This is a genomic window from Pseudomonas sp. A-B-19 (genome assembly GCF_019947515.1).
Classification (GTDB): Bacteria; Pseudomonadota; Gammaproteobacteria; order Pseudomonadales; family Pseudomonadaceae; genus Aquipseudomonas.
In genome coordinates this window covers 40,453-63,275 of record NZ_JAGYGN010000027.1, presented here as the reverse complement: position 1 = coordinate 63,275, position 22,823 = coordinate 40,453, and the positions used below count along the sequence as shown (strand labels likewise).

General features: G+C 60.0%; 23 protein-coding genes and 2 pseudogenes. 12 read left to right on the top strand and 13 right to left on the bottom strand.

The genetic code is table 11. The annotated features are described in order from the left end of the window. Nucleotides 1-73 precede the first annotated feature (73 nt). On the bottom strand, nt 74-658 hold the full coding sequence (locus KGA81_RS24245; RefSeq protein ID WP_007981326.1) for a YajG family lipoprotein: 585 nt from the start codon (nt 656-658) through the stop codon (nt 74-76). A gap of 205 nt (nt 659-863) precedes the next feature. Here KGA81_RS24245 and KGA81_RS24240 point away from each other — a divergent pair, with 205 nt between their 5' ends. Both KGA81_RS24240 and mqo read left to right on the top strand, forming a co-directional pair. Next, nucleotides 864-1,103 (top strand): hypothetical protein, encoded by a 240-nt coding sequence (locus tag KGA81_RS24240; RefSeq protein WP_223549206.1) that lies wholly within the window; start codon nt 864-866, stop codon nt 1,101-1,103. Nucleotides 1,104-1,841: 738 nt separating this feature from the next. Further along, on the top strand, nt 1,842-3,350 hold the full coding sequence (gene mqo, locus KGA81_RS24235) for a malate dehydrogenase (quinone) (RefSeq protein WP_223549204.1): 1,509 nt from the start codon (nt 1,842-1,844) through the stop codon (nt 3,348-3,350). Nucleotides 3,351-3,505: 155 nt separating this feature from the next. On the opposite strand, the gene KGA81_RS24230 is transcribed toward mqo, so the two are convergent. The 4 genes from KGA81_RS24230 to KGA81_RS24215 form a co-directional block, all read right to left on the bottom strand. Continuing rightward, nucleotides 3,506-3,793 carry a PA4642 family protein gene (locus KGA81_RS24230; protein WP_218426680.1) on the bottom strand — a complete coding sequence of 96 codons (288 nt, stop codon included), beginning with the start codon at nt 3,791-3,793 and terminating at the stop codon, nt 3,506-3,508. A 63-nt stretch (nt 3,794-3,856) separates the two neighbouring features. After that, on the bottom strand, nt 3,857-4,336 hold the full coding sequence (locus KGA81_RS24225) for a hypothetical protein (protein ID WP_223549202.1): 480 nt from the start codon (nt 4,334-4,336) through the stop codon (nt 3,857-3,859). Nucleotides 4,337-4,489: 153 nt separating this feature from the next. Next, nucleotides 4,490-4,963: a WbuC family cupin fold metalloprotein gene (locus KGA81_RS24220; protein ID WP_223549199.1), complete on the bottom strand. Its 474-nt coding sequence runs from the start codon at nt 4,961-4,963 to the stop codon at nt 4,490-4,492. A gap of 3 nt (nt 4,964-4,966) precedes the next feature. Further along, a complete protein-coding gene (locus KGA81_RS24215; protein ID WP_008045996.1) occupies nt 4,967-5,524 on the bottom strand; it encodes a hypoxanthine-guanine phosphoribosyltransferase in 558 nt (185 codons plus the stop codon). Nucleotides 5,525-5,699: 175 nt separating this feature from the next. On the opposite strand from KGA81_RS24215, the gene upp reads away from it, so the two are divergent. Both upp and KGA81_RS24205 read left to right on the top strand, forming a co-directional pair. Next, nucleotides 5,700-6,338, top strand: coding sequence for a uracil phosphoribosyltransferase (upp, locus tag KGA81_RS24210; RefSeq protein ID WP_223549197.1), 639 nt, complete (start codon nt 5,700-5,702; stop codon nt 6,336-6,338). Nucleotides 6,339-6,340: 2 nt separating this feature from the next. After that, on the top strand, nt 6,341-7,615 hold the full coding sequence (locus KGA81_RS24205) for a uracil-xanthine permease family protein (protein ID WP_223549195.1): 1,275 nt from the start codon (nt 6,341-6,343) through the stop codon (nt 7,613-7,615). A gap of 98 nt (nt 7,616-7,713) precedes the next feature. Here the strand turns inward: KGA81_RS24205 and hemH are convergent, their stop codons facing one another. Together hemH and KGA81_RS24195 are read right to left on the bottom strand one after the other, a co-directional pair. Continuing rightward, on the bottom strand, nt 7,714-8,736 hold the full coding sequence (hemH, locus tag KGA81_RS24200; protein ID WP_223549193.1) for a ferrochelatase: 1,023 nt from the start codon (nt 8,734-8,736) through the stop codon (nt 7,714-7,716). Nucleotides 8,737-8,749: 13 nt separating this feature from the next. Continuing rightward, complete coding sequence (locus KGA81_RS24195; protein ID WP_223549191.1) at nt 8,750-9,652, bottom strand: TIGR01777 family oxidoreductase; 903 nt, start codon at nt 9,650-9,652, stop codon at nt 8,750-8,752. 196 nt (nt 9,653-9,848) lie between these two features. Between KGA81_RS24195 and KGA81_RS24190 the strand changes: the two genes are divergently transcribed. From KGA81_RS24190 to KGA81_RS24160, 7 genes and pseudogenes are all read left to right on the top strand, one after another. Beyond that, entirely contained in the window at nt 9,849-10,835 is a 987-nt protein-coding gene (locus KGA81_RS24190) for an NAD(P)/FAD-dependent oxidoreductase (protein WP_223549188.1), read from the top strand. A gap of 188 nt (nt 10,836-11,023) precedes the next feature. Next, nucleotides 11,024-11,566, top strand: a pseudogene (locus tag KGA81_RS24185) (YbgA family protein); the annotation flags it as partial. Continuing rightward, nucleotides 11,566-12,507: a MerR family transcriptional regulator gene (locus tag KGA81_RS24180; RefSeq protein ID WP_223549186.1), complete on the top strand. Its 942-nt coding sequence runs from the start codon at nt 11,566-11,568 to the stop codon at nt 12,505-12,507. The pseudogene KGA81_RS24185 and the gene KGA81_RS24180, both read left to right, overlap by 1 nt. 21 nt (nt 12,508-12,528) lie before the next feature. Next, entirely contained in the window at nt 12,529-13,971 is a 1,443-nt protein-coding gene (phrB, locus tag KGA81_RS24175; protein WP_223549184.1) for a deoxyribodipyrimidine photo-lyase, read from the top strand. Between the two features lie 2 nt (nt 13,972-13,973). After that, nucleotides 13,974-14,072, top strand: a pseudogene (locus tag KGA81_RS24170) (nuclear transport factor 2 family protein); the annotation flags it as partial. Next, nucleotides 14,069-14,851, top strand: coding sequence for an SDR family NAD(P)-dependent oxidoreductase (locus KGA81_RS24165; RefSeq protein WP_223549182.1), 783 nt, complete (start codon nt 14,069-14,071; stop codon nt 14,849-14,851). The pseudogene KGA81_RS24170 and the gene KGA81_RS24165, both read left to right, overlap by 4 nt. A gap of 99 nt (nt 14,852-14,950) precedes the next feature. Continuing rightward, nucleotides 14,951-15,256 (top strand): YkgJ family cysteine cluster protein, encoded by a 306-nt coding sequence (locus tag KGA81_RS24160; RefSeq protein ID WP_223549180.1) that lies wholly within the window; start codon nt 14,951-14,953, stop codon nt 15,254-15,256. 136 nt (nt 15,257-15,392) lie between these two features. Here KGA81_RS24160 and KGA81_RS24155 read toward each other — a convergent pair whose 3' ends face one another. From KGA81_RS24155 to hemA, 6 genes are all read right to left on the bottom strand, one after another. After that, complete coding sequence (locus KGA81_RS24155; protein ID WP_223549178.1) at nt 15,393-15,911, bottom strand: acyloxyacyl hydrolase; 519 nt, start codon at nt 15,909-15,911, stop codon at nt 15,393-15,395. A gap of 123 nt (nt 15,912-16,034) precedes the next feature. Then, the gene (gene murI, locus KGA81_RS24150; protein WP_223549176.1) at nt 16,035-16,826 is read right to left on the bottom strand and encodes a glutamate racemase; all 792 of its coding nucleotides are present in this window, start codon (nt 16,824-16,826) and stop codon (nt 16,035-16,037) included. Continuing rightward, complete coding sequence (locus KGA81_RS24145; RefSeq protein ID WP_223549175.1) at nt 16,819-17,574, bottom strand: molybdopterin-synthase adenylyltransferase MoeB; 756 nt, start codon at nt 17,572-17,574, stop codon at nt 16,819-16,821. Before KGA81_RS24145 ends, murI begins: the two co-directional genes overlap by 8 nt. After that, a complete protein-coding gene (gene prmC, locus KGA81_RS24140) occupies nt 17,568-18,398 on the bottom strand; it encodes a peptide chain release factor N(5)-glutamine methyltransferase (RefSeq protein WP_223549173.1) in 831 nt (276 codons plus the stop codon). Before prmC ends, KGA81_RS24145 begins: the two co-directional genes overlap by 7 nt. Then, on the bottom strand, nt 18,399-19,481 hold the full coding sequence (gene prfA / locus KGA81_RS24135) for a peptide chain release factor 1 (protein ID WP_223549171.1): 1,083 nt from the start codon (nt 19,479-19,481) through the stop codon (nt 18,399-18,401). Then, nucleotides 19,478-20,767, bottom strand: a complete 1,290-nt coding sequence (hemA, locus tag KGA81_RS24130) for a glutamyl-tRNA reductase (RefSeq protein WP_223549168.1) — start codon at nt 20,765-20,767, stop codon at nt 19,478-19,480. Before hemA ends, prfA begins: the two co-directional genes overlap by 4 nt. 331 nt (nt 20,768-21,098) lie before the next feature. On the opposite strand from hemA, the gene KGA81_RS24125 reads away from it, so the two are divergent. Then, entirely contained in the window at nt 21,099-22,823 is a 1,725-nt protein-coding gene (locus KGA81_RS24125) for a tetratricopeptide repeat protein (protein WP_223549166.1), read from the top strand.

The window sequence follows — 22,823 nt, the reverse complement described above, 5'->3', positions numbered from 1 at the left end:
CCGCGGGGTACCAGATTCCCCGCGTAATCGTTAACCACAATCGCGAGCAAGCTCGCTCCTACAGGGGCTCGCATTACTCGCCGAGAATCTGCCCCACGGTCGGGTCCTTGAACAGGCGGGTCAACGCATCGCTCAGCACATCGCTGACCAGCTTGGTGTTGGTTTCCTGGTTCGGCGCCATACCGAAACGCTGGTCCAGAGACGAACCATAACGGCCGCTGTAGCGACGGTTGGCGTTCTGTACATCGGAGCGGAATGTCGCACCGATGGTAGCCTCGGTCACGTACAGACCTTCCTTGGGCGATTGGTACTTCAATTCCGTCAGGGTCACGGTCAGTTGCGGTGCATTCATGGCGTTGTTCGTCGGGGTAAAGCCCAACAGACGCACGGCGGCTTCAGCCTGGGCCTGCAGCTTCGGCAGGATCTGCGCGCCCTGCACGGTGATCGCACTGGTCTCCGGGTACAGGCCACCACGGGTGCCCAGTGTCGGCGACGGGCGACCATCCACTACACGTACCACGACAGGCTGGCCATGGCCGACCGGGGCCAACTGGGCGGTCAGCTTCGGTTCCGGGCTCAGTTGTTGCGGGCTGTGGGCGCAGCCAACCAGGGTCAAGCTGGTCACAGTGATCAAACCGAACAACAGGCGTTGCAACATGCTCTTCTCTCCAGAATCAGGCACAAACAGGCCGGCAGTATAGCGGTGCGCCACTGAGGCGGACCAGCACCTCACAATGTTTGATGAAATCTCTGACACCCCCCAGAGGGATGCGGTTCCTGTCACACAGGTGTCACCACTCATACACTTGCACGTAATGACCTGAAGGTAACCTTATCGGCAGTCACCCACACGGTACTTCACCATGCGCCACCTGATCTCTCTGTTCGCGCCACGCCCACTGCATCGCTGCTTCGCCCTGCTCGACCGCAATGGCCACTGCCAGGCCTTCAAGCAATGCAGCCTCCAGCCCATGGGCGATGGCTGGGTTGAAATCGAAGAGATCCGCCTGAACTGGCTGAATCAGCCCCTGCCGGCCGGCGCCCGCATCGCTTCGCAACAGCAACAGCCGCGTTCACGTGCGCAGCAACTGCTGACGACCTGACCAAACACCTAATAAAAGTCATTAAACACGACCATTTCCCTACGTTTCTTAGATACAATCTCCCCCCGATTATAAGGACGTCTCCTGATCGGGCCTCGCAGCATCGTCAATGCGCTTGTATTGACACCCCGCACCGCCCACAGAGAGCCGCCCACACAGATCGAGTGAAGCTGGCGCGCTTGCTGTTTTGTTGAGCAAAACCTCCACCTTTCTCGAATCTGCAGAGCTGTCATTACGCTCGGTCACTGAGCTGTCTGCCCGTTTTGCCTGCCTTGTATCCCTTGGCGGCAATTTCATCCGGGCACGGTGCCAGGCTGGGACAGCCCTTTTTGAGGTTCACGTCTTCAAAAGAGCGTGAAAAAAACGGGTTTTCACAACTTCACAAGAGTGTGGCGAGCAAATGAATAGTTTTGCGTCTGAACATGCACCATTAGTGTCTACAACAGCCCAACGACACAGGACCGAGTACTCCTCGAAAACCGGAGCCTGAAGCCTGTCCGTTACGGATTTGGTTGCACAAACGGATGTATCGACCATAAGTCGAATTGCCTCCCGCGCGCTGAAATGAGTTCATATGGCTCATAGGCCCGGCAGGTAGCGTCCGTCGAAGTTGCGATAAATTACGAAGATTCGGACATGGCGATCCTGCCATGGGTACCTGGGGCAACACTGACACGCCCCGTCACTCCTGGCAGCCATGCCGACAATTTGGTGCTGCAGATTTTGGAGACGCGTTAAATGGCGCATAACGAAGCAGTCGACGTAGTACTGGTTGGGGCCGGCATCATGAGTGCCACCCTGGCGGTACTGCTCAAAGAGCTCGACCCCGCGATCAAGCTGGAAGTCGTCGAGCTGATGGATTCCGGTGCCGCGGAGAGTTCCAATCCGTGGAACAACGCCGGTACCGGTCACGCCGGGCTGTGCGAGCTCAACTACACGCCGCAGGCCGCCGATGGCACCGTCGACATCAAGAAAGCCGTGCACATCAACACCCAGTTCGAGGTGTCGAAGCAGTTCTGGTCGTACCTGACCAAAAAAGGCACGTTCGGCTCGTGCAAATCGTTTATCAGCCCGGTGCCACACCTGAGTTTCGTGCAGGGCGACAGCGGCGTGTCCTTCCTCAAGGAGCGCTTCAAGGTGCTGAGCAAGCACCACGCCTTCGCCGACATGGAATACACCGAAGACAAGGCCAGGATGGCCGAGTGGATGCCGCTGATGATGCCTGGCCGCGATCCTGGCGAAACCCTCGCCGCGACCCGCGTGATCAATGGCACCGACGTCAACTTCGGCGCCCTGACCAACCAGTTGCTCAAGCACCTGACCAGCGCGCCTGATGCCCAGGTCAAGTACTGCAAGCGCGTGACCGGTCTCAAGCGCAGCAACGGTGGCTGGACCGTCAGCATCAAGGACGTCAACAGCGGCAACACCCGTGAAGTCGATGCCAAATTCGTCTTCCTCGGCGCTGGTGGCGCGGCACTGCCGCTGCTGCAAGCCTCTGGTATCGAAGAGAGCAAAGGTTTCGGCGGCTTCCCGATCAGCGGCCAGTGGCTGCGTTGCGACAACCCGGAAGTGGTCAAGCACCACCAGGCCAAGGTCTACAGCCAGGCTGCCGTGGGTTCGCCGCCAATGTCCGTGCCGCACCTGGACACCCGCGTAGTCGACGGCAAGAAGTCCCTGCTGTTCGGACCGTACGCCGGCTTTACCACCAAGTTCCTCAAGCATGGTTCCTTCATGGACCTGCCGATGTCGGTTCGTGCCGGCAACATCGGGCCGATGCTGTCCGTGGCAAAAAACAACATGGACCTGACCAAGTACCTGGTCAGCGAAGTGATGCAGTCGATGGAGCAGCGCCTGGAATCCCTGCGTCGCTTCTACCCGCTGGCGAAAGCCGAAGACTGGCGCCTGGAAGTGGCCGGCCAACGGGTGCAAATCATCAAGAAAGACCCGAAAAAAGGCGGCATCCTGCAATTCGGTACCGAACTGGTCGCGGCCAAGGACGGCTCCCTGGCGGCACTGCTCGGCGCTTCGCCAGGTGCCTCGGTGACCGTTTCGATCATGCTTGAGCTGATCGAAAAATGCTTCCCGGACAAAGCCAGGGGCGAATGGGCCACCAAGCTGGCCGAAATCTTCCCGGCCCGGGAAAAGGTTCTGGAAACCGACGCTGCGCTGTATCGCAAGATCAATGCGCACAACAACGTTGCCCTGGAACTGGTTGAAGCCAGTAACGAGACCGAAAGCTACGCTTGATTCGGCCTTATGAAAAACGCCCCGTTCTCACTGAGAGCGGGGCGTTTTTTTGTGCCTTTAAAAGATCGCAGCCTCGCTACGCTCGACAGCTCCTACAGGTAGAGCGAACCATTTGTAGGAGCTGTCGAGCGTAGCGAGGCTGCGATCTCTTGATTTTAACCGCGAGCCTTGTTGATCAGCTCGATGTACTCGGCGGCATTACGCTGATCCTTGATCAGGGCAACGAAGTCATTGCCGTGCTCATCCTTGCCATTCACGTCGTAACCCGCTTCGACGAAGAACGTCAGGAAACGCTCGAAATCGTCGATGCGCAGGCCACGGTAGGCCTTGACCAGTTTGTGCAGGGACGGAGAAGTCGCGTCGACCGGTTCGAAATCGAGGAACAACTTGATCTGCTCATCGCCGATCTCGTCACCAATCACTTGTTTTTTATCTTTACGCATTGCCGACTCCAGCTCGCAGACATTACACGGGGCGGGCAGTTTACCCCTGCGCAGGCACAGGGCTCAACGCGCACGAGCGCTGCCGGTGTGCAGATCGGCCCAGACATGGCCATTGGCGTAGCTGAGAAACTGGCAATACACCGTGTCGTTGCGCAGCAAATCGATCACCACTCGGTATTGAGCGAGCGGGTAATAGAGGGTCAAGGTTTTGCTCTTATCGTCGTAGACCGGCTTCTTCAGGCTTTTGCTTTCGCCATCGAAATTGACAAGTACCTGACTGATGGTCGCGCCCTTGCTCAAGGATTTGCCCTTGAGACGAATCATTAAAGGCGACGTGACCGGAATCGGTTGTTGATTGGATTGACGCTGGGCACCGACCACCACTGAATAATCGGTGACCTGCATCAGTTGCTGCTGCTCGGGATCGGCATCGCGCAGAGCGAGATCATCCGGCGGCAGAAATTGACTGTGCATGGGGGCCGCGGCCAGGGGCAGGCTGAAGGTCAGCAACAGGGCGGCGCAGCAGCGGATCAAACGGCTCATGACAGGCTCCGGAGGGCGGGGCCGGGCACTCTATCACGCCCCTGTAGGAGCGAGCTTGCTCGCGATGGGCGTGAACGATAACGCGTGCTGTCTGGAAGCATGCGTCGCCTTCAAGTTCATCGCGAGCAAGCTCGCTCCTACAGAAGGCATGTATCAATCGAACTGCGCGCGCATCCAGGCCTGATACTCGGCCACACCAGGTTCGCCTTCACGCGGCGCCCAGTGAGCCAGCTCACCTTCGCCGACCGGACGATAGGGACCCGCCTTGCACTCGAACATCAGGCTGTCGGCTTCGAGCACCACCAGGCCATGGAACACGCCCGTAGGCAGGTCCACGCCAACACAGTCGCCACCGGCCTGAAGCACGGTCTTGCTCAGCACCGTACCGGACTCATCGAAGATCAACACGCCCAGCCGCCCCTTGAGGACCAACAGGGTTTCGGCCTTGTTGTCGCCCAAATGCCGGTGAGGCGGGATATACGTGGACGGCTGCAACCCCACCGCCATGCGATGGCAAGCGTCTTCCATCTGATGGAAGTTGTGATGCTGGCGCCCACGAGGATTGGCCGCGGCTTTCCCGGCCAGCTCGGCGAACAAGGTCTGATCCAGAAAGCGAGGCGTATCCATGTCTTACATTCCTTTAACGGCGAAAATCCCGTTGGCGTTACGCCAGTAGCCTTTGTAGTCCATGCCGTAGCCGAAGATGTAGCGGTCGATGCACGGCAGACCGACGAAATCGGCCTTGAGGTCCGGACGGGCCTTACGGTCGTGGTCTTTGTCAATCAACACAGCGGTATGCACTTTACGTGCGCCAGCGTGTTTGCAGAAGTCGATGATCGCGCCCAGGGTGTGACCTTCGTCGAGGATGTCGTCGATGATCAGCACATCACGGTCGATGAAGGACACTTCGGGCTTGGCTTTCCAGAACAGGTCACCGCCGCTGGTTTCGTTGCGATAGCGGGTGGCGTGCAGGTAGGACGCTTCCAGCGGGAAGTGCAGGTAGGTGAGCAGCTTGCCGGAGAAAATCAGCCCGCCGTTCATCACGCAGAACACCACCGGATTGCTGTCCGCCAGTTGATCGTTGATTTGTGCACCGACGCGAGCGATGGCCGCCTCGACTTCAGCTTCGGTGTACAGGCAGTCAGCCTCTCGCATGATTTGACGGATATGCTCGAGATCAGCGGACATGGCGCTCTCCAGGGGGGTTGAGGGGAGGGACGGATTCGGAAAAGCGGGCAAAGGTACGCATCAAGCGAGGCCAGATCAAGCCTTTGTGGACTAACGTACTGCATGTCTATAGGACAACACCCTCGGATAGATTAATCTAGACCGGTTTTTTTGCCCGCCGCCGGAGCCTTTCACCATGCCCATCCATGAGATCCGCCACCCGCTGATTCGTCATAAACTTGGCCTTATGCGCCGCGCAGACATCAGCACGAAGAATTTCCGCGAGCTCGCTCAGGAAGTCGGCGCCCTGCTGACCTATGAAGCCACCAAAGACCTGCCGCTGGAAGCCTACGATATCGAAGGCTGGTGCGGCACCGTATCGGTCGAGAAAATCGCCGGCAAGAAAATCACCGTGGTGCCAATCCTGCGTGCCGGCATCGGCATGCTCGAAGGCGTACTCAGCCTGATCCCGGGTGCCAAAGTCAGTGCCGTCGGCGTGGCCCGTAACGAGAAAACCCTCGAAGCCCACACCTACCTGGAAAAACTGGTACCGGAAATCGACGAACGCCTGGCCATGATCATTGACCCGATGCTCGCCACCGGCGGCTCGATGGTTGCCACCATCGACCTGCTGAAAAAAGCCGGCTGCAAGGACATCCGCGCCATGGTGCTGGTCGCCGCGCCAGAAGGCATCGCCGCCGTTGAGAAAGCTCACCCGGACGTGATCATCTACACCGCTTCCATCGATCAGAAACTGAACGAACACGGCTACATCATCCCAGGGCTTGGCGATGCCGGTGACAAGATCTTCGGCACCAAGCAGAAGGACGCGTGAGCATGCAACAAGAGTTCAACGATCCGCTCTGGCGCACGGTGCTGTCCGGCGCACAGATGCTGTTCGTGGCCTTCGGCGCCCTGGTGTTGATGCCGCTGATCACCGGCCTTGACCCGAACGTGGCGCTGTTCACGGCCGGCCTGGGGACGATCCTGTTCCAGATCGTCACCGGGCGTCAGGTGCCGGTGTTCCTGGCATCGAGCTTTGCCTTCATCACCCCGATCATTCTCGCCAAGGGCCAGTTCGGCCTCGCCGCGACCATGGGCGGTGTGATGGCCGCGGGTTTCGTCTACACCTTCCTCGGCTTCGCGGTGAAGATCAAAGGCACTGGTTTCATCGACCGCCTGCTGCCGCCGGTAGTGATCGGACCGGTGATCATCTCGATTGGCCTGGCCATGGCGCCGATTGCCGCCAACATGGCCATGGGCAAGGCCGGCGACGGCAGTGAATTGATTCATTACCAGACGGCGATGATGATCTCGATGCCCGCACTGCTGACCACGCTGATCGTCGCGGTTTTCGGCAAGGGCATCTTCCGCCTGGTGCCGATCATCTCTGGCGTGCTGGTCGGTTTTGCCATGGCGTTCTATTTCGGCGTGGTCGATACCGCGAAGATTGCAGCGGCACCATGGTTCGCCATCCCGAACTTCACCGCGCCGGAATTCAACTGGCAGGCGATCCTGTTCATCGTTCCGGTGGCCCTGGCTCCGGCCATCGAACACATCGGCGGCGTGATTGCCGTGGGCAGCGTGACCGGTCGCGATTACCTGAAAAAACCTGGCCTGCACCGCACCCTGCTCGGCGACGGCATTGCCACCACGGCGGCCGGTCTGTTCGGTGGCCCGCCCAACACCACCTACGCCGAAGTGACTGGCGCAGTCATGCTGACCAAGAACTACAACCCGAAAATCATGACCTGGGCGGCGATCTTCGCCATCAGCCTGGCGTTTATCGGCAAGTTCGGTGCACTGCTGCAAAGCATTCCGGTACCGGTGATGGGCGGGATTCTCTGCCTGTTGTTCGGTTCGATCGCGGCAGTGGGGATGAACACGCTGATTCGCCACAAGATCGATCTGGCCGAGGCGCGCAATCTGGTGATTGTTTCGGTGACCCTGGTGTTCGGGATCGGTGGCGTGCTGATCGGCACCGGCACCGGGCCGGACGATTTCGGCCTCAAGGGCATCGCGCTGTGCGCGGTGGTGGCGATTGGCTTGAACCTGATCCTGCCGGGCAATGACAGCTGGAAGCACAAGAAAGCGCAGGAACCGCTGATCTAGGTTCTGAATCTTTATCGCGGCTGATGATGCCTTCGCCGGCAAGCCGGCTCCTACAGATGGACGCAAAAACTGTAGGAGCCGGCTTGCCGGCGAAGCTTTTAAAGCGCCAACGGCGCGCGCTCGCACAAAGCACTCAGCGCCCGCGCCCAATGCGGGTCATCGTTGAGGCACGGCACCAGCACCAGGTCTTCTCCTCCCGCTGCGCGGAATTGCTCCTTGCCGCGATCACCAATCTCTTCCAGTGTCTCGATGCAATCGGCAACGAACGCCGGGCACATCACCAGAATCTTTTTCACGCCGCTTTTGGCCAACTCATCGAGACGCGCTTCGGTGTAGGGTTCGATCCATTTGGCGCGCCCCAGACGCGACTGGAACGACACCGACCACTTGCCCTCCGGCAGCCCCATACGCTTGGCAAACTCTGCCGCCGTACGCAGGCACTGGCCGCGATAACAGGTGGCGACCACTTCCGGCGGCGCACCGGCGCAGCAATCACCACCACCCTCGAAGCTGTGACCAGGGTTGAGCTTCTTCAGATGCCGTTCCGGCAAGCCGTGAAAGCTCATCAGCAAATGATCGAAATCCTGCTCCAGGTAGGGCCTGGTCGTGGCCACCAGCGCATCGAGGTATTCCGGTTGGTCGTAGAACGGTTGCAGCACCGACAGCTGCACGTCGAGGTTCTTCTCGCGCACTACGCGTTTGGCTTCCTCGATGACCGTGGTGGTGGTGCTGTCGGCGAACTGTGGATATAGCGGCGCCAGCGTGATTCGCTTGTGCCCCGCCCCAGCCATGCGAACCAGTGTCGATTCGATCGAAGGCTCGCCGTAACGCATGGCCAGTTCGACCGGACCGTGGTGCCACTGGGCGGTCATGGCTTGCTGCAGGCGACGGCTGAGCACCACCAGCGGCGAGCCCTCGTCCCACCAGATCGAGGCATAAGCATGGGCCGACTGCTCGGGACGCTTGATCAGGATCAGCGACACCAGCAATCGTCGAACCGGCCATGGCAGGTCGATCACGTACGGGTCCATCAGAAATTGATTGAGGTAGCTGCGCACATCCGCCACCGAAGTGGAGGCAGGTGAGCCCAGGTTGACCAGAAGCAATGCGTGATCGGTCATGCAACGTCCTATTTCAAAGGCGACCGGACAGATCGTCCAGAGCCGCGCGCAAATCCGTGAACTGAAAAGTGAAACCAGCCTGTAACAAACGCACCGGGGTGGCGCGCTGGCCCCCCAGCAACAGCAAGGACAACTCGCCCAACCCCACCTTCAATGCGAAGGCCGGCATCGGCATGAACGCCGGGCGATGCAGCACGTCGCCCAGCGCCTTGGCAAACTCGCGGTTGCGCACCGGTTTGGGCGCGCACGCATTATAGGGACCGCTGGCCTCGTTGCGATGCAGAAGAAAATCAATCAGGGCGATTTGATCGTCGATATGAATCCACGGCATCCACTGCCGGCCGTTACCGATCGGCCCTCCCAGACCCAGTTTGAACGGCAGTAACAGCCGCGACAAAAAGCCCCCCTCCGCCGACAGCACCAACCCGGTACGGATATGAATGACGCGAATGCCCATCGCTTCGGCCCGCTGTGCAGTCTCCTCCCAGGCGATGCATAACTGGCTGGCGAAGTCTTCACTGATCGGCCCTGAGTCCTCGGTCAGTTCACGCTCGCCGCCGTCGCCATACCAGCCGACAGCCGAACCGGAAATCAGGACCCGGGGTTTCTGCTCGCGACTTTCGAGCCACGCCAGCAGGGTTTCGGTGAGCGTGATGCGACTGCTCCACAACAAGGCTTTTCGCTTGTGCGTCCAGGGTCGGTCGGCAATCGGCGCTCCGGCAAGATTGATGATCGCATCCACCGGCTCCTGCCCCAGATCCTCCAGCCGGGCAATTCCACGTACTTGGGCACCACATATTTTCGCGACTTTTTCAGGCTGACGACTCCAGACTGTCAGGCGATATCCTTGAGTCGACCAGTGCCGGCAAAGCTGACGTCCTATCAAACCAGTACCGCCGGTCAGCAATATGTGCATGACTTCTTCCTCGCGTGGCGTTTTACCCTGTCCATTAGTCTATTTTTATAAGCAGGGATCTTTGGTATCGAGCAGGTTCTGTGTTTAACAATAGGCCAAGCTCTCAGAACAAGAACGCTAAAAGTTATACCAAAAAACATTATTGTACAGGTTTGAGCCCCGGCGTAGTCTGTACAGAAAGGTAAACGAGGCCCCTATGACTGTACCTATCGCAATCATTGGCACCGGCATTGCCGGACTCTCCGCCGCCCAGGCTCTGACCGACCTCGGGCATGTGGTTCAATTATTCGATAAAAGCCGCGGCAGTGGCGGGCGCATGTCGAGCAAGCGCAGCGATGCGGGGGCGCTGGACATGGGTGCGCAATATTTCACCGCACGTGACCGGCGCTTTGTCACCGAAGTCCAGCGTTGGCAAGCCGAGGGTTGGGTCGCCGAGTGGACACCGCAGCTGTACACCTATCATGGCGGCCAGCTTAACCTGTCGCCGGACGAGCAGACCCGCTGGGTCGGCACGCCGCGTATGAGTGCCATCACCCGCGCCCTGCTCGGTGACCTTGAAGTGCATTTCGCCTGCCGTATCACCGAGGTCTATCGCGGTGAAGAGCACTGGCACCTGCAGGACGCCGAGGGCTTCACCCACGGACCGTTCAGCCACGTGGTCATCGCCACGCCGGCCCCACAAGCCACGGCTCTGCTGGCAACAGCGCCGAAACTCGCGGGTGCCGCCGCCGGGGTGAAAATGGACCCGACCTGGGCCATCGCCCTGGCCTTCGAAACGCCGCTGGAAACGCCCATGGAAGGCTGCTTCGTCCAGGACAGCCCACTCGACTGGCTGGCCCGCAACCGCAGCAAACCCGGGCGCGACAACACCCTCGACACCTGGGTGCTACACGCCACCAGCGCCTGGAGTCGCCAGCACATTGACCTGCCCAAGGAAGCCGTGATCGAACAGCTGCATGGCGCCTTCGCCGAACTGCTGCACGATTCCATGCCCGCACCGACCTTCAGCCTCGCCCACCGCTGGCTCTACGCCCGCCCCGCCAGCAGTAAAGAGTGGGGCACCCTGGCCGATGCCGACCTGGGGCTGTACGCCTGTGGCGACTGGTGCCTGTCCGGGCGTGTCGAAGGGGCCTGGCTCAGCGGTCAGGAAGCCGCGCGCCGTTTGCATGCGCACCTGCAATGATCGCAGGAGCCTTCGATAGCTCCTGCAGGGGCATTGCACCACCAAAAACCTGTACATAAAATTTGACTTGTACAACTTCGAATCTATGATGAAGTTATCTTGTACAGACCAATTTTTTTGTACAGGTTCAGATTCGAGGTGCTCCGATGCTTCACGCCCCCGCCAAACCGAAAATCGCCATCAGCGCCTGCCTGATACACCCGAACTTGCCGGTGGAGGAAGACGGCCGGCTCAACGGTCCGGCGCTGCGGGAAAACTTCCTCACCCGCATGTTCGCCTATGGCGCCTGGCAGCAGTTGTGCCAGGAAGGCTTGACCCGTCGCAGTCTCACGGACTTTCACTCGCGCTACAAATACCTGCTGATGGCCCACAACCCGGTGCAATACAAAACCCTCGGCCATTTGCTGGGCAACATGGGCCATACCGATCCGGAGGAGCTTGGCCCGCGCTATTTCAGCGAATTGATGTCGGCGTTGAAAAAATGCGCCACCCGTCGCACTCACACCAATGTCCTGCAGCACATCAGTGGCTACCTGAAACAGGTCATCAGCCGTGAAGAAAAGCAGCAAGTGCAACACGTGATCAGCCAGTACCGCCTGGGCATCGTGCCGCTGGTGGTACCGCTGACACTGCTCAAGCATCACTTTCGCCAACACCCCGATCCGTACATCGCACGGCAGGTTTACCTGCAACCGCACCCGGAAAACCTCAGCCTGCGAAACGCCATCTGATGAAAAAAGCACTCGACACCAGCGCCAGCAAAGACTTCGGCGATGACTGTAAAAAGGCGTTGGACGAAGGCTGGCTGCCGATCCGAGAAGTGGCGCGGCAAACGGGGGTCAATGCCGTGACCTTGCGCGCCTGGGAGCGACGCTACGGCCTGATCGTGCCGCTGCGCACGCCCAAGGGCCATCGGATGTTCTCGGCCGACCACGTACAACGCATCCAGACCATCCTCACCTGGCTCAACCGCGGCGTTGCCGTCAGCCAGGTCAAGCCATTGCTCGACACCCCGCAAGCCTTCAGCGGGTCCGTCGACAACGATTGGTACATCTTGCTGCAAACGTTGATGCAGGCGGTCAGCCGGTTGCAGGAACGCGCCCTGGATGACAGCGTCAATCAGGCAATGGCGCTATATCCGCCACGAACCCTGTGCGAGCAATTGCTGATGCCCTTGCTGTCCGCTTTGGAGCAACGCTGGCAAGGCCAGTTCGGGGCGCAGATGGAGCAGAGCTTTTTTTGTGCCTGGCTGCGCAGCAAGTTCGGTGCGCGCATCTACCACAACAATCGTCAGTTGCGCACTGCGCCGCTACTGCTGGTCAACCACTCGGACCTGCCCATGGAGCCACACCTTTGGCTAACGGCCTGGCTGATCAGTAGCGCAGATTGTCCGGTGGAAGTCTTCGACTGGCCACTGCCTGTCGGCGAACTGGCATTGGCGGTCGAACTTCTACAACCCCGCGCCGTTCTGCTCTACTCAAGCAAAGCCCAGAATCCGGCACAGTTGCTGAAACTTTTCAAAGGCATCAATTGCCCAAAAATGATTGCCGGACCAACGGTATGCATCTACCACGCCGAGTTGTCCGCAAGTACTGCCCAGATCGCTGATCTGTACCTGGCCGAGGATCCGTTGTCGGCCCATCAGGCATTCGTTCAGCACGGGCTGATTTAAATGAATCGCGTGGTTACCAAAATGCAATTGATCTGGCTGCGCAGCGACTTGCGCCTGCATGACAACACCGCTCTCTCGGCCGCCGCGGCTCGCGGCCCCTGCGTGGCGGTGTATCTGCTGAGCCCGGAACAATGGCTGGAGCACGACGATGCGCCCTGCAAAGTGGACTTCTGGCTGCGTAACCTGCGCGAGTTGAGCCGCGAACTGGGTCAACTGAACATTCCCCTGCTGGTCCGCCTGGCACCGCGCTGGGATGACGCACCCAGCGTATTGCTGAACCTGTGCCGACAGTTGCGGATCGAGGCTGTGTACCTCAACGAAGAGTATGGCATCCACGAATCCCGCCGCGATGCAGCCGTCACCCAGTCGCTAAAGGCCGAAGGTATCGAAGTTCGCCGCTACCTCGATCAATTGCTGTTCAAGCCCGGGAGCGTGCTGACCCGCACCGGCACTTACTTTCAGGTCTTCAGCCAGTTTCGCAAAGCCTGCTACGAACGACTGCACCACTCGCTGCCCAGCCTGGTCTGCGCGCCGCACAAACAAGCGCCGCTGAACATTGCCAGCGATGCGATCCCCGCGAGTGTCGACGGCTTCGCAACACCCGATGAGAACCTGCGCAACCTGTGGCCGGCGGGCGAAACCGAAGCCCGGCATCGCCTCGACAGCTTTAGCGAGGTGCAGATCGAGCGCTACCAAAGCGAACGGGATTTCCCGGCAAAGCCCGGCACCAGTCAGCTCTCGGCCTATCTGGTCGCCGGGGTTATTTCTGTACGCCAGTGCCTGCACGCGGCCTTGAACAGCAATCAAGGTGAATTCGAAAGCGGCAGGACCGGCGCCGTCACCTGGATCAACGAACTGCTGTGGCGCGAGTTCTACAAACACATCCTGGTGGGCTACCCACGGGTTTCCCGGCACCGCGCGTTTCGTCCGCAAACCGAAGCGCTGGCCTGGCGCAACGCCCCCGAAGAACTGGCCGCCTGGCAACAGGCACGCACCGGCTTGCCGATCATCGACGCCGCCATGCGCCAACTGCTGGCAATCGGCTGGATGCACAACCGCCTGCGCATGGTGGTGGCGATGTTCCTGACCAAGAACCTGCTGATCGACTGGCGCGAAGGCGAACGCTTTTTCATGCGTCACCTGATCGATGGCGACCTGGCGGCGAACAATGGTGGCTGGCAGTGGAGTTCATCCACCGGCACCGACTCAGCGCCTTACTTCCGGATTTTCAACCCCCTGAGCCAGTCGGAAAAATTCGACCCCGAAGGCGTATTCATCAAGCAATGGCTGCCGGAACTGGCCGGGTTGAATAAAAAAGACGTGCACAACCCTGCCAATCTCGGCAGTCTTTTCGGTGTTGTGGATTACCCCTCACCAATCGTCGACCTGAGCACCTCCCGTACACGTGCGTTGACGGCATTCAAAAACCTGCCCTCGCGGCAATACGTCGCCGTTGGGTCATGAATTACCGCCACCGGGATGACTTCAATGCCGGGGTTTGGTTGTATGAACATTTACCCGTATTGGGCCGGGCAATCGCTTGGCTGAAAAGGAGATTGGGATGAGTCAGACACTCGCACGACGATACTGGCTGACGGGTGCAAGCAGCGGCATCGGTGCCGCCCTTGCCGAAGAGATCCTCAAAACCGGTGCCCACCTGGCCGTCAGTTCGCGCACCGTGGCACCACTGAAAGACTTGTCGCTACGTTACCCGGGGCAAGTGCTGGTGGTTGCCGGAGACTTGACCAATAGCCAGACCGTCCGCGAGATCGGCGAGCAGATTGCCGAGGACTGGGGTTCGCTGGACACCGTGATACTCAATGCCGGCACCTGCGAGTACGTGGACGCCAAGCAGTTCGATGCGTCGATTGTCGAGCATGTAATGCGCACCAACCTGTTGGCCAGCAGCTATTGCATTGAAGCTGCCCTGCCTTTACTGCGGGCCGGCACCGCACCGCATATGGTAGCCATGGCCAGTACGGTGACCTACCTGCCGCTGCCCAATGCAGAAGCCTGTGGCACTTCGAAGGCCGGGCTGCGTTATCTGCTCGAATCCCTGCGCATCGACCTGGCCCCGGAAGGCATAGAACTCACGGTAATCAGCCCTGGGGTTGTCGAGACTCCGCGGACGTCGAAAAACGACTCACCTATGGCCTTGAGCTGGCCGGTGGAGAAAGCCGCACGGCACATCTTCGACAAACTCAAGGATCGCCCGCCGGAGATCGCTTTTCCGGCAGCGTTCATGGCCGCCCTCTGGCCACTCGCCAAAAGGCCGGACCAAGTGAAACTGGAGATCGGCAAACCCATGGTGCGCAGCCAGCCGCCGATCAAGGATCAACCGTAAAAAACGCCATCTTCGGCAGCGGTATCGCGGACGTTCCGATACATGAGCGTCCGTCAGACCTTTCACACAGCACCCAGTGACTGCCTTACACTGCGCGCCATGAAAACCATCCCCCTTACGCAAATCGCGGAACCCGCGGTCACCTGCTCGACCTGCGCAGCCTGCTGCTGCCAGCTCGAAGTCATGCTGATCACCGATACGGGTGTGCCTGAACGGTTCATCGATACCGATGACTGGGGCGGGGAAGTGATGCTGCGCCTGGACGACGGCTGGTGTGCCGCGCTGGATCGCAACACGATGATGTGCACCATCTACGAAAAACGCCCGCTGATCTGCCGGGAGTTCGAGATGGGCGCACCGGAGTGCATCGACGAACGCCAGAGGATTTCGACGGCGTATCGCTGAACTGGAAAACAACGCGCCCCCTGTAGGAGCGAGCTTGCTCGCGATGGTGTGTCAGTCGACATCGATGTAGCCGATAGACCATCGCGAGCAAGCTCGCTCCTACAGGGGGATTTGCAACCCGCTGAAACCGTGGTGCTTACAACGGCAACGTGTAATGCAGCGAGTAGCTCTCTACACCGTCGTTGGAACTGGCGAGCCCGGCGTTGGAATAGTGCGTCGCGCGGACCCCGACTTCGTGGCCGCCCTTGAAGCGCAGACCAAAACCGAACCGGTCTTCAAACTGGAAGGCACTGCCGAGGTTGTTGTCTTCGACTCGCGTATTGGAGAACGCCGCCACGCCAATGCCTGCTTCAACGTAGGGCTTGACGTTCTGGCCGGCAAACTCGTAAACGAACACCGGGGAGAACGACAGGCTGTTATTGCTCGAGGTCTTGTCGCCTTCCCAGTAGGTGTAGGCGCCGCTCCAGTAACCGGTCACGCGACCGACGTCACTCTGCCACCAGCTCTGATCCCAATCGAATTGCATGCCCAGTCGATACGTCATGGTCGAATCACTGGTCTCACCAACCGCGAACTCCACACCTGCCGCCTGCGCGGTATAGGTGTGCCCCATTAATGCGGCCGCAATCGCGGCCAAACAGAATAGTCGCTTCATTAGAAACTTCCCTTTCCGAACAATTTCGTTTGGTTTTTTTGTTGCTCAGCCCTGCAAAGCTATGGAAATCGGCGATTTATCAGAAGTTCCCCCCAATTTTCCGTTTGATTCCCTTGGACTTTCTTACCTGTTGAAGCTTCGCACAATGCCAGCCGTATTCCACAGTATCGGCAAGATATTTCTGAAATGAAGCGGATCGGCACTGGTCCAGAACTGCGCTTCGCGGGCAGGCCCCTCGGCGAGCAACTCGCCTTCGGCCAGCAGACGCTGCAGTTGCCGCGCGACGGCGGCACCGGTGTCGATCAGGCTGATGTCCTCGGGGATCATCTGCCGCAGCATCGGCTTGAGAAAGGGGTAATGGGTACAGCCAAGAATCAGGGTGTCCGCGCCGGCGGCCAGCAGTGGTTCGACATACCCGGCCAACAGGTGACGCAGCTCGGGGCTGCGCAGATCACCGTTTTCAATCAGTTCAACCAGCCCGGGACAGGGCTGGGTAATCACTTTCACGTCCGTGGCGAAACGGTCGAGCAACGCGGCAAACTTGGCGCTCTGCAAGGTGCCGGTGGTGGCCAGCACCCCCACCACACCGGAGCGCGTTGCGGCGGCGGCCGGTTTGACTGCCGGCTCCATGCCGACGATGGGCCATTCGGGATAGTCGCGGCGCAAGTCGGCGACGCCAGCCACCGTCGCCGTGTTGCAGGCCAGCACCAGGGCCTTGGCGCCCTGCTGCTGAAAGAAGTCGGCCATCACGCTGCAACGCTGCCGGATAAATTCCGGGGTTTTCTCGCCATAGGGAATATTCCCGCAATCGGCGACGTACATCAGCGTCTCGTTGGGCAGCAAGCGCTGGATCTCGGCCAGTACCGAGAGCCCGCCGACGCCGGAGTCGAATACGCCAATCGGCGCTTCACGCATGTTTCGACCCACAAACGCTGCAACCCGGATCGCGCTTGACCCGCAATTCACGGAAGCGCGTGCCCAAGGCATCGATCAACAGCAGGCGCCCCACCAGCGGCTCGCCGAATCCGGCCAGCAACTTCAGTGCTTCGAGCGCCTGCAGACTGCCGACCAGCCCCACCAGCGGACCGACCACGCCGGCCTCGCTGCAGGTCAGTTCGGCTTCGCTGCCGTGACCGTATAAACAGTGGTAGCACGGACTCTGCGGCCGACGCGGATCGAACACCGACAGTTGCCCTTCGAGACGAATCGCCGCGCCGCTGACCAATGGTTTGCCGGCCGCCACGCAAGCGGCATTGACCGCTTCACGGGTGGAAAAATTGTCAGAGCAATCGAGGACCAGATCCACGCCTGCCACTACGGCAGCCAGGGAGTCTTCATCCAGTGCCGCGCGATGGGCGATCAGTTGAATTTCAGGATTGATCGCGCTCAAGCGCTTGAGCGCCGAATCGACCTTGGTCATGCCGACGCTGTCGGTGTCGTGAATGATCTGGCGTTGCAGGTTGGTCAGGTCGACCGTGTCGAAGTCCGCCAGGTGCATCTGGCCAATGCCGGCGGCCGCCAGATACAACGCCACTGGCGCGCCAAGGCCGCCAAGACCGACGATCAATACGCGGCTTTCCTTGAGCCGCAACTGACCATCGATATCGATGTGTTGCAGCAGAATCTGCCGGCTGTAACGCAGCAATTCCTGATCATTCAGCACGGCAGGCGCCCCAGACTGATGCGTTGGTGACCGCCCAGATCGGTGCGGCTGTGGACTTCTTCAAATCCGCGGGTCAGCAGCAAATCGCGGACCGCCTCGGCTTGATCGTAGCCATGCTCGAGCATCAGCCAACCACCAGCGTCCAGATGGTCCGGTGCCTGGGCGACGATCAGACGCAGATCGTCGAGCCCGTCGACACCGGCCACCAGAGCGCTGGCCGGCTCGAAGCGCACATCGCCCTCGACCAGATGCGGATCGGCCGCTGCGATATACGGCGGATTGCTGATGATCAGTTGAAAACGCTGACCTTCCAGGGCGCTGAACCAATGGCTGCTCAGTACCTTGGCGTTATTGAGGTTCAGGCGCTGGCGATTGCGTTCGGCCAGGGCCACGGCTTCCAGAACCCGATCCACGGCAGTGACGCTCCAGGCCGGACGTTCGCTGGCCAGGGCCAGGGCAATCGCGCCGCTGCCGGTGCCAAGATCAAGTACCAAGGCCTGTGTGGCCGGCAACAGTTCCAGTGCGGCTTCCACCAGCAATTCGGTATCCGGGCGCGGGATCAGCGTGTGCGGTGCCACTTCCAGATCCAGTTTCCAGAAACCCTGCTGGCCGAGGATATAGGCCACCGGTTCACCGCTGCGGCGGCGCTGCAAATATTCGGCGAACGTCAGCGCCGCTTCGCTCGGCACGATGCGCTCCGGCCAGGTGTGCAGGAAACTGCGGGACTTGCCCAACGCCGCCGCCAGCAGCAATTCGGCATCCAGACGCGCCGTGGGCGAGTCGGGTAAATCGGCGGCGCGCAACAAACTGGCAATGATCGTCATTTACTCACCTATCGCTGCCAGTTGATCGGCCTGGTACTCGGCCAGCAACGGCTCGATCACCGCATCTACGCCGCCGGCGAGGATCTCGTCGAGGGAATACAAGGTCAGGTTGACCCGGTGGTCGGTGACCCGGCCCTGGGCAAAATTGTAGGTGCGGATGCGCTCGGAGCGATCACCGGAACCCACCAGCAACTTGCGCTCACTGGCGATGGCGTTGGCCGCGGCAGAGGTCTGCTGATCGTTCAGCTTGGCGGACAACCAGGACATCGCCCGGGCGCGGTTCTTGTGCTGTGAACGTTCTTCCTGGCACTCGACCACGATGCCGGACGGCAGGTGCGTGATGCGGATTGCCGAATCGGTCTTGTTGACGTGCTGGCCACCGGCACCGGAGGAGCGATAGGTATCGATGCGCAGGTCGGCCGGGTTGATCTCGATGGCTTCCTGCTCGTCCGGCTCGGGCAATACCGCCACGGTGCAGGCCGACGTGTGGATGCGGCCCTGGGATTCGGTCGCCGGAACCCGTTGAACGCGGTGCGCACCGGACTCGAATTTCAGCTTGCCGTAGACGTTGTCGCCTTCGACCCGGGCAATCACCTCTTTATAGCCGCCGTGTTCTCCCTCGTTCTCCGAGAGGATCTCCACCCGCCAGCCACGACGCTCGGCGTAACGCGAATACATGCGGAACAGGTCGCCGGAGAAAATCGCTGCCTCGTCGCCGCCGGTGCCGGCACGGATTTCGAGGAACACGTTGCGCCCGTCGTTCGGGTCCTTGGGCAGCAGCATGCGCTGCAGGTCGGCTTCGAGCGTGACCAGGCGCTCCTTCGCCTCGCGGACTTCTTCCACGGCCATTTCACGCATGTCCGGGTCGCTGTCCTTGAGCAGTGCCTGGGCACCTTCGAGGTCATCCTGCACTTTCAGCAGTTCTTTATAGACGCCAACGATCGGCTCGACTTCCGCGTACTCCTTGGAATAGGTGCGGAACTTGTTCTGATCGGAAATGACCTCGCCGTCGCCCAGCAGGGCAGTCAATTCCTCGAAACGGTCCTGGAGGATATCCAGCTTATTGAGCAGAGACGCTTTCATTGCGGTTTTTTATCCGAAAAGCTATCCGATGAGCCCTCACCGAGGGCAAAGAGTTCCTGGGCCATCGCCAGCGCATCCAGGCGACCTTCGGCAGAGAGCTTTTTCAACTGCACGCTCGGTGCGTGCAACAGTTTGTTGGTCAGGCCGCGCGCCAACTGCACCAGCACCTCTTCGGCACTGGCGCCGTTGGCCAATAGGCGCTGGGCCTTTTGCAGTTCTTCGTCGCGCAGGCGTTCGCTCTGTTGACGATAGGCCTTGAGTACATCCACCGCCGCCAATTCACGCAGGCGGACCATGAAGTCTTCGGCACCGACCGAGACCATCTCTTCGGCGGCCTGGGCTGCGCCCTGACGGCTCTTGAGGTTCTCGGCGACCACTTCGTGGAGATCGTCGACGCTGTAGAGGTAAACGTCGTCCAACTCGCCGACTTCTGGCTCGATGTCGCGCGGAACGGCGATATCGACCATGAAGATCGGTTTGTGCTTGCGCAATTTCAAGGCGCTTTCCACTGCACCCTTGCCCAGAATCGGCAATTGGCTGGCAGTGGAACTGATGACGATATCGCTGCGCACCAGCTCCGCCGGAATATCCGACAGCAACACCGCATGGGCACCGAACTGTTCGGCCAGGATACTGGCGCGCTCCAGGGTACGGTTGGCCACCACGATACGTTTTACACCCAGCTCATGCAGATGGCGGGCGACCAGGGTGATGGTCTCTCCGGCGCCGATCAGCAAGGCCTGGCTGCGTTGCAGGTCGCTGAAAATCTGTTTCGCCAGGCTCACCGCGGCAAACGCCACCGACACCGGGTTCTCGCCAATGGCTGTGTCGGTGCGCACCTGCTTGGCCGCATTGAACGTGGCCTGGAACAGCCGCCCTAGCAACGGCCCGATGGTGCCGGCCTCCCGGGCCACGGCATAGGCCGACTTCATCTGGCCGAGGATCTGCGGTTCGCCCAACACCAGTGAATCGAGCCCGGAAGCCACCCGCATCATGTGACGAACTGCCGCATCATCTTCATGCACATAGGCGCTTTCGCGCAGCTCGTCGTAGCTCAAATGATGATATTCGGCCAGCCAGCGCAGCACGATCTCCGCCGACAGGTGATCCTGTTCTATATAGAGTTCACTGCGATTGCAGGTGGAGAGGATCGCAGCTTCGCGGCTGTCGGTGAGTCGGCAGAGCTGCTGCAAGGCCTCAACCAGTTGCTCAGGGGTAAAAGCCACGCGCTCGCGGACGTCTACTGAAGCAGTCTTGTGGTTAATACCGAGTGCAAGGAAGGCCATTCAAAGTCGCTGATGGTGACGTGAAGCCGGTAATTGTCCTACTTCGACGGAATCAGAACAACCACTCGATATCTATCGCTTCGGTAGATGGCGCCCACGTTGCGAGCGGTTCTCGTTTACACACAATCAATGTGCACACATCGATCCCTGTAGCTGGCTTGCCAGCGAAGGCGATGGTCCATTCGACGGATTGGTTGTCTGTCATGCCGCTTTCACTGGCAAGCCAGCTCCTACAGGGGGCGGTGTTCATGCGAAAATGGCGGGCCGGTTATGTTTGGCCGAAGGCTTGTGTCATGATGATCCGACCGCAGGTTAGTCGTCCTCTTCCTATATGAATAGATCTTCCGCGTTGCTCCTCGCTTTTGTCTTCCTCAGCGGCTGCCAGGCCTTGGCACCCGTTTCACCGGACGCTACGTCGCCGGTTGAAGACAGCACCCCGGCCCCTGAAAAGCCCAAGGTCTACAGCTCGTTCAGCGAGGAAACCATTTTCAGCCTGTTGAGTGCCGAACTGGCTGGCCAGCGCAATCGTTTCGACATTGCCTTGGACAACTATGTGACCCAGGCCATCAACACCCAGGATCCGGGCATTTCCGAGCGGGCATTCCGTATCGCCGAATATCTGGGCGCCGATCAGGCAGCCCTGGACACCGCGCTGATCTGGGCCAAAAACGCCCCCAACGACCTCGAAGCGCAACGCGCCGCCGCCGTGCAGCTGGCACGCGCCGGGCGTTATGACGACTCCATGGTCTATATGGAGAAAGTCCTGCAAGGCAAGGGCGACACGCATTTCGACTTCCTCGCGCTGTCCGCGGCCGACACTGACCAGGACACCCGCAACGGTTTGATGAAAAGCTTCGACCGTTTGTTGCAGCGTCATCCGGACAACAGCCAGCTGATTTTCGGCAAGGCGCTGCTGATGCAACAGGATGGCGATACCAGAGGCGCGCTGAAACTGCTGGAAAACAATCCGCCGGACGACGGCGAAATTGCCCCGATTCTGCTGCGCGCACGCCTGCTGCAAACCCTGAATCGCGGTGACGAGGCCTTGCCGCTGCTGCAAAAAAGCATCAAGAAATACCCGGACGACAAGCGCCTGCGCCTGACTTATGCGCGGATGCTGGTTGAACAGAACCGTATGGACGACGCCAAGGCCGAGTTCTCGAGCCTGGTTCAGCAATACCCGGAGGACGACGAACTGCGTTACTCCCTGGCACTGGTCTGCCTGGAAGCCAAGGCCTGGAACGAGGCCAGGGGTTACCTGGAAGACCTGATCGCCCGGGAAAGCCACGTCGACTCGGCGCACCTGAATCTCGGTCGCATCGCCGAAGAACAAAACGACCCGCAAGGCGCGCTGATCGAATACGCCAAAGTTGGCCCGGGCAGTGACTTCCTGCCGGCGCAATTGCGCCAGGCCGACATCCTGATGAACAACGGCAGGACCGCCGAAGCGCAAAGAAAGCTGGCGGCAGAGCGCGATGAGCAGCCCGACTATGCAGTTCAGCTGTACCTGATCGAAGCCGAAGCCTTGTCCGCCAACAACCAGGGCGACAAGGCCTGGAAAACCCTGCAACAAGCCTTGCAGCAATACCCGGACGACTTGAACCTGCTCTACACCCGAGCCATGCAGGCGGAAAAACGCAATGACCTGGCGCAGATGGAAAAAGACCTGCGCGCGATCATCAAGCGCGATCCGGACAATGCCATGGCGTTGAACGCCCTCGGCTACACCCTGTCTGACCGCACCACACGCTACGCCGAAGCCAAGGCCCTGATCGAACAGGCGCACCAGATCAGTCCGGAAGACCCGGCGGTACTCGACAGCCTTGGCTGGGTGAATTACCGCATGGGCAATCTCGACGAAGCCGAGCGCCTGTTGCGCCAGGCTCTGGATCGCTTCCCGGACCAGGAAGTCGCCGCTCACCTGGGCGAAGTGCTGTGGGCCAATGGCAAACAGCGTGAAGCCAAACAGGTCTGGAGCAAGTTCCTCAAGGAACAGCCTGACAGCCCGGCCCTGCGCGGCACCATCAAACGCCTGACCGGATCAGAGACTCTTTAA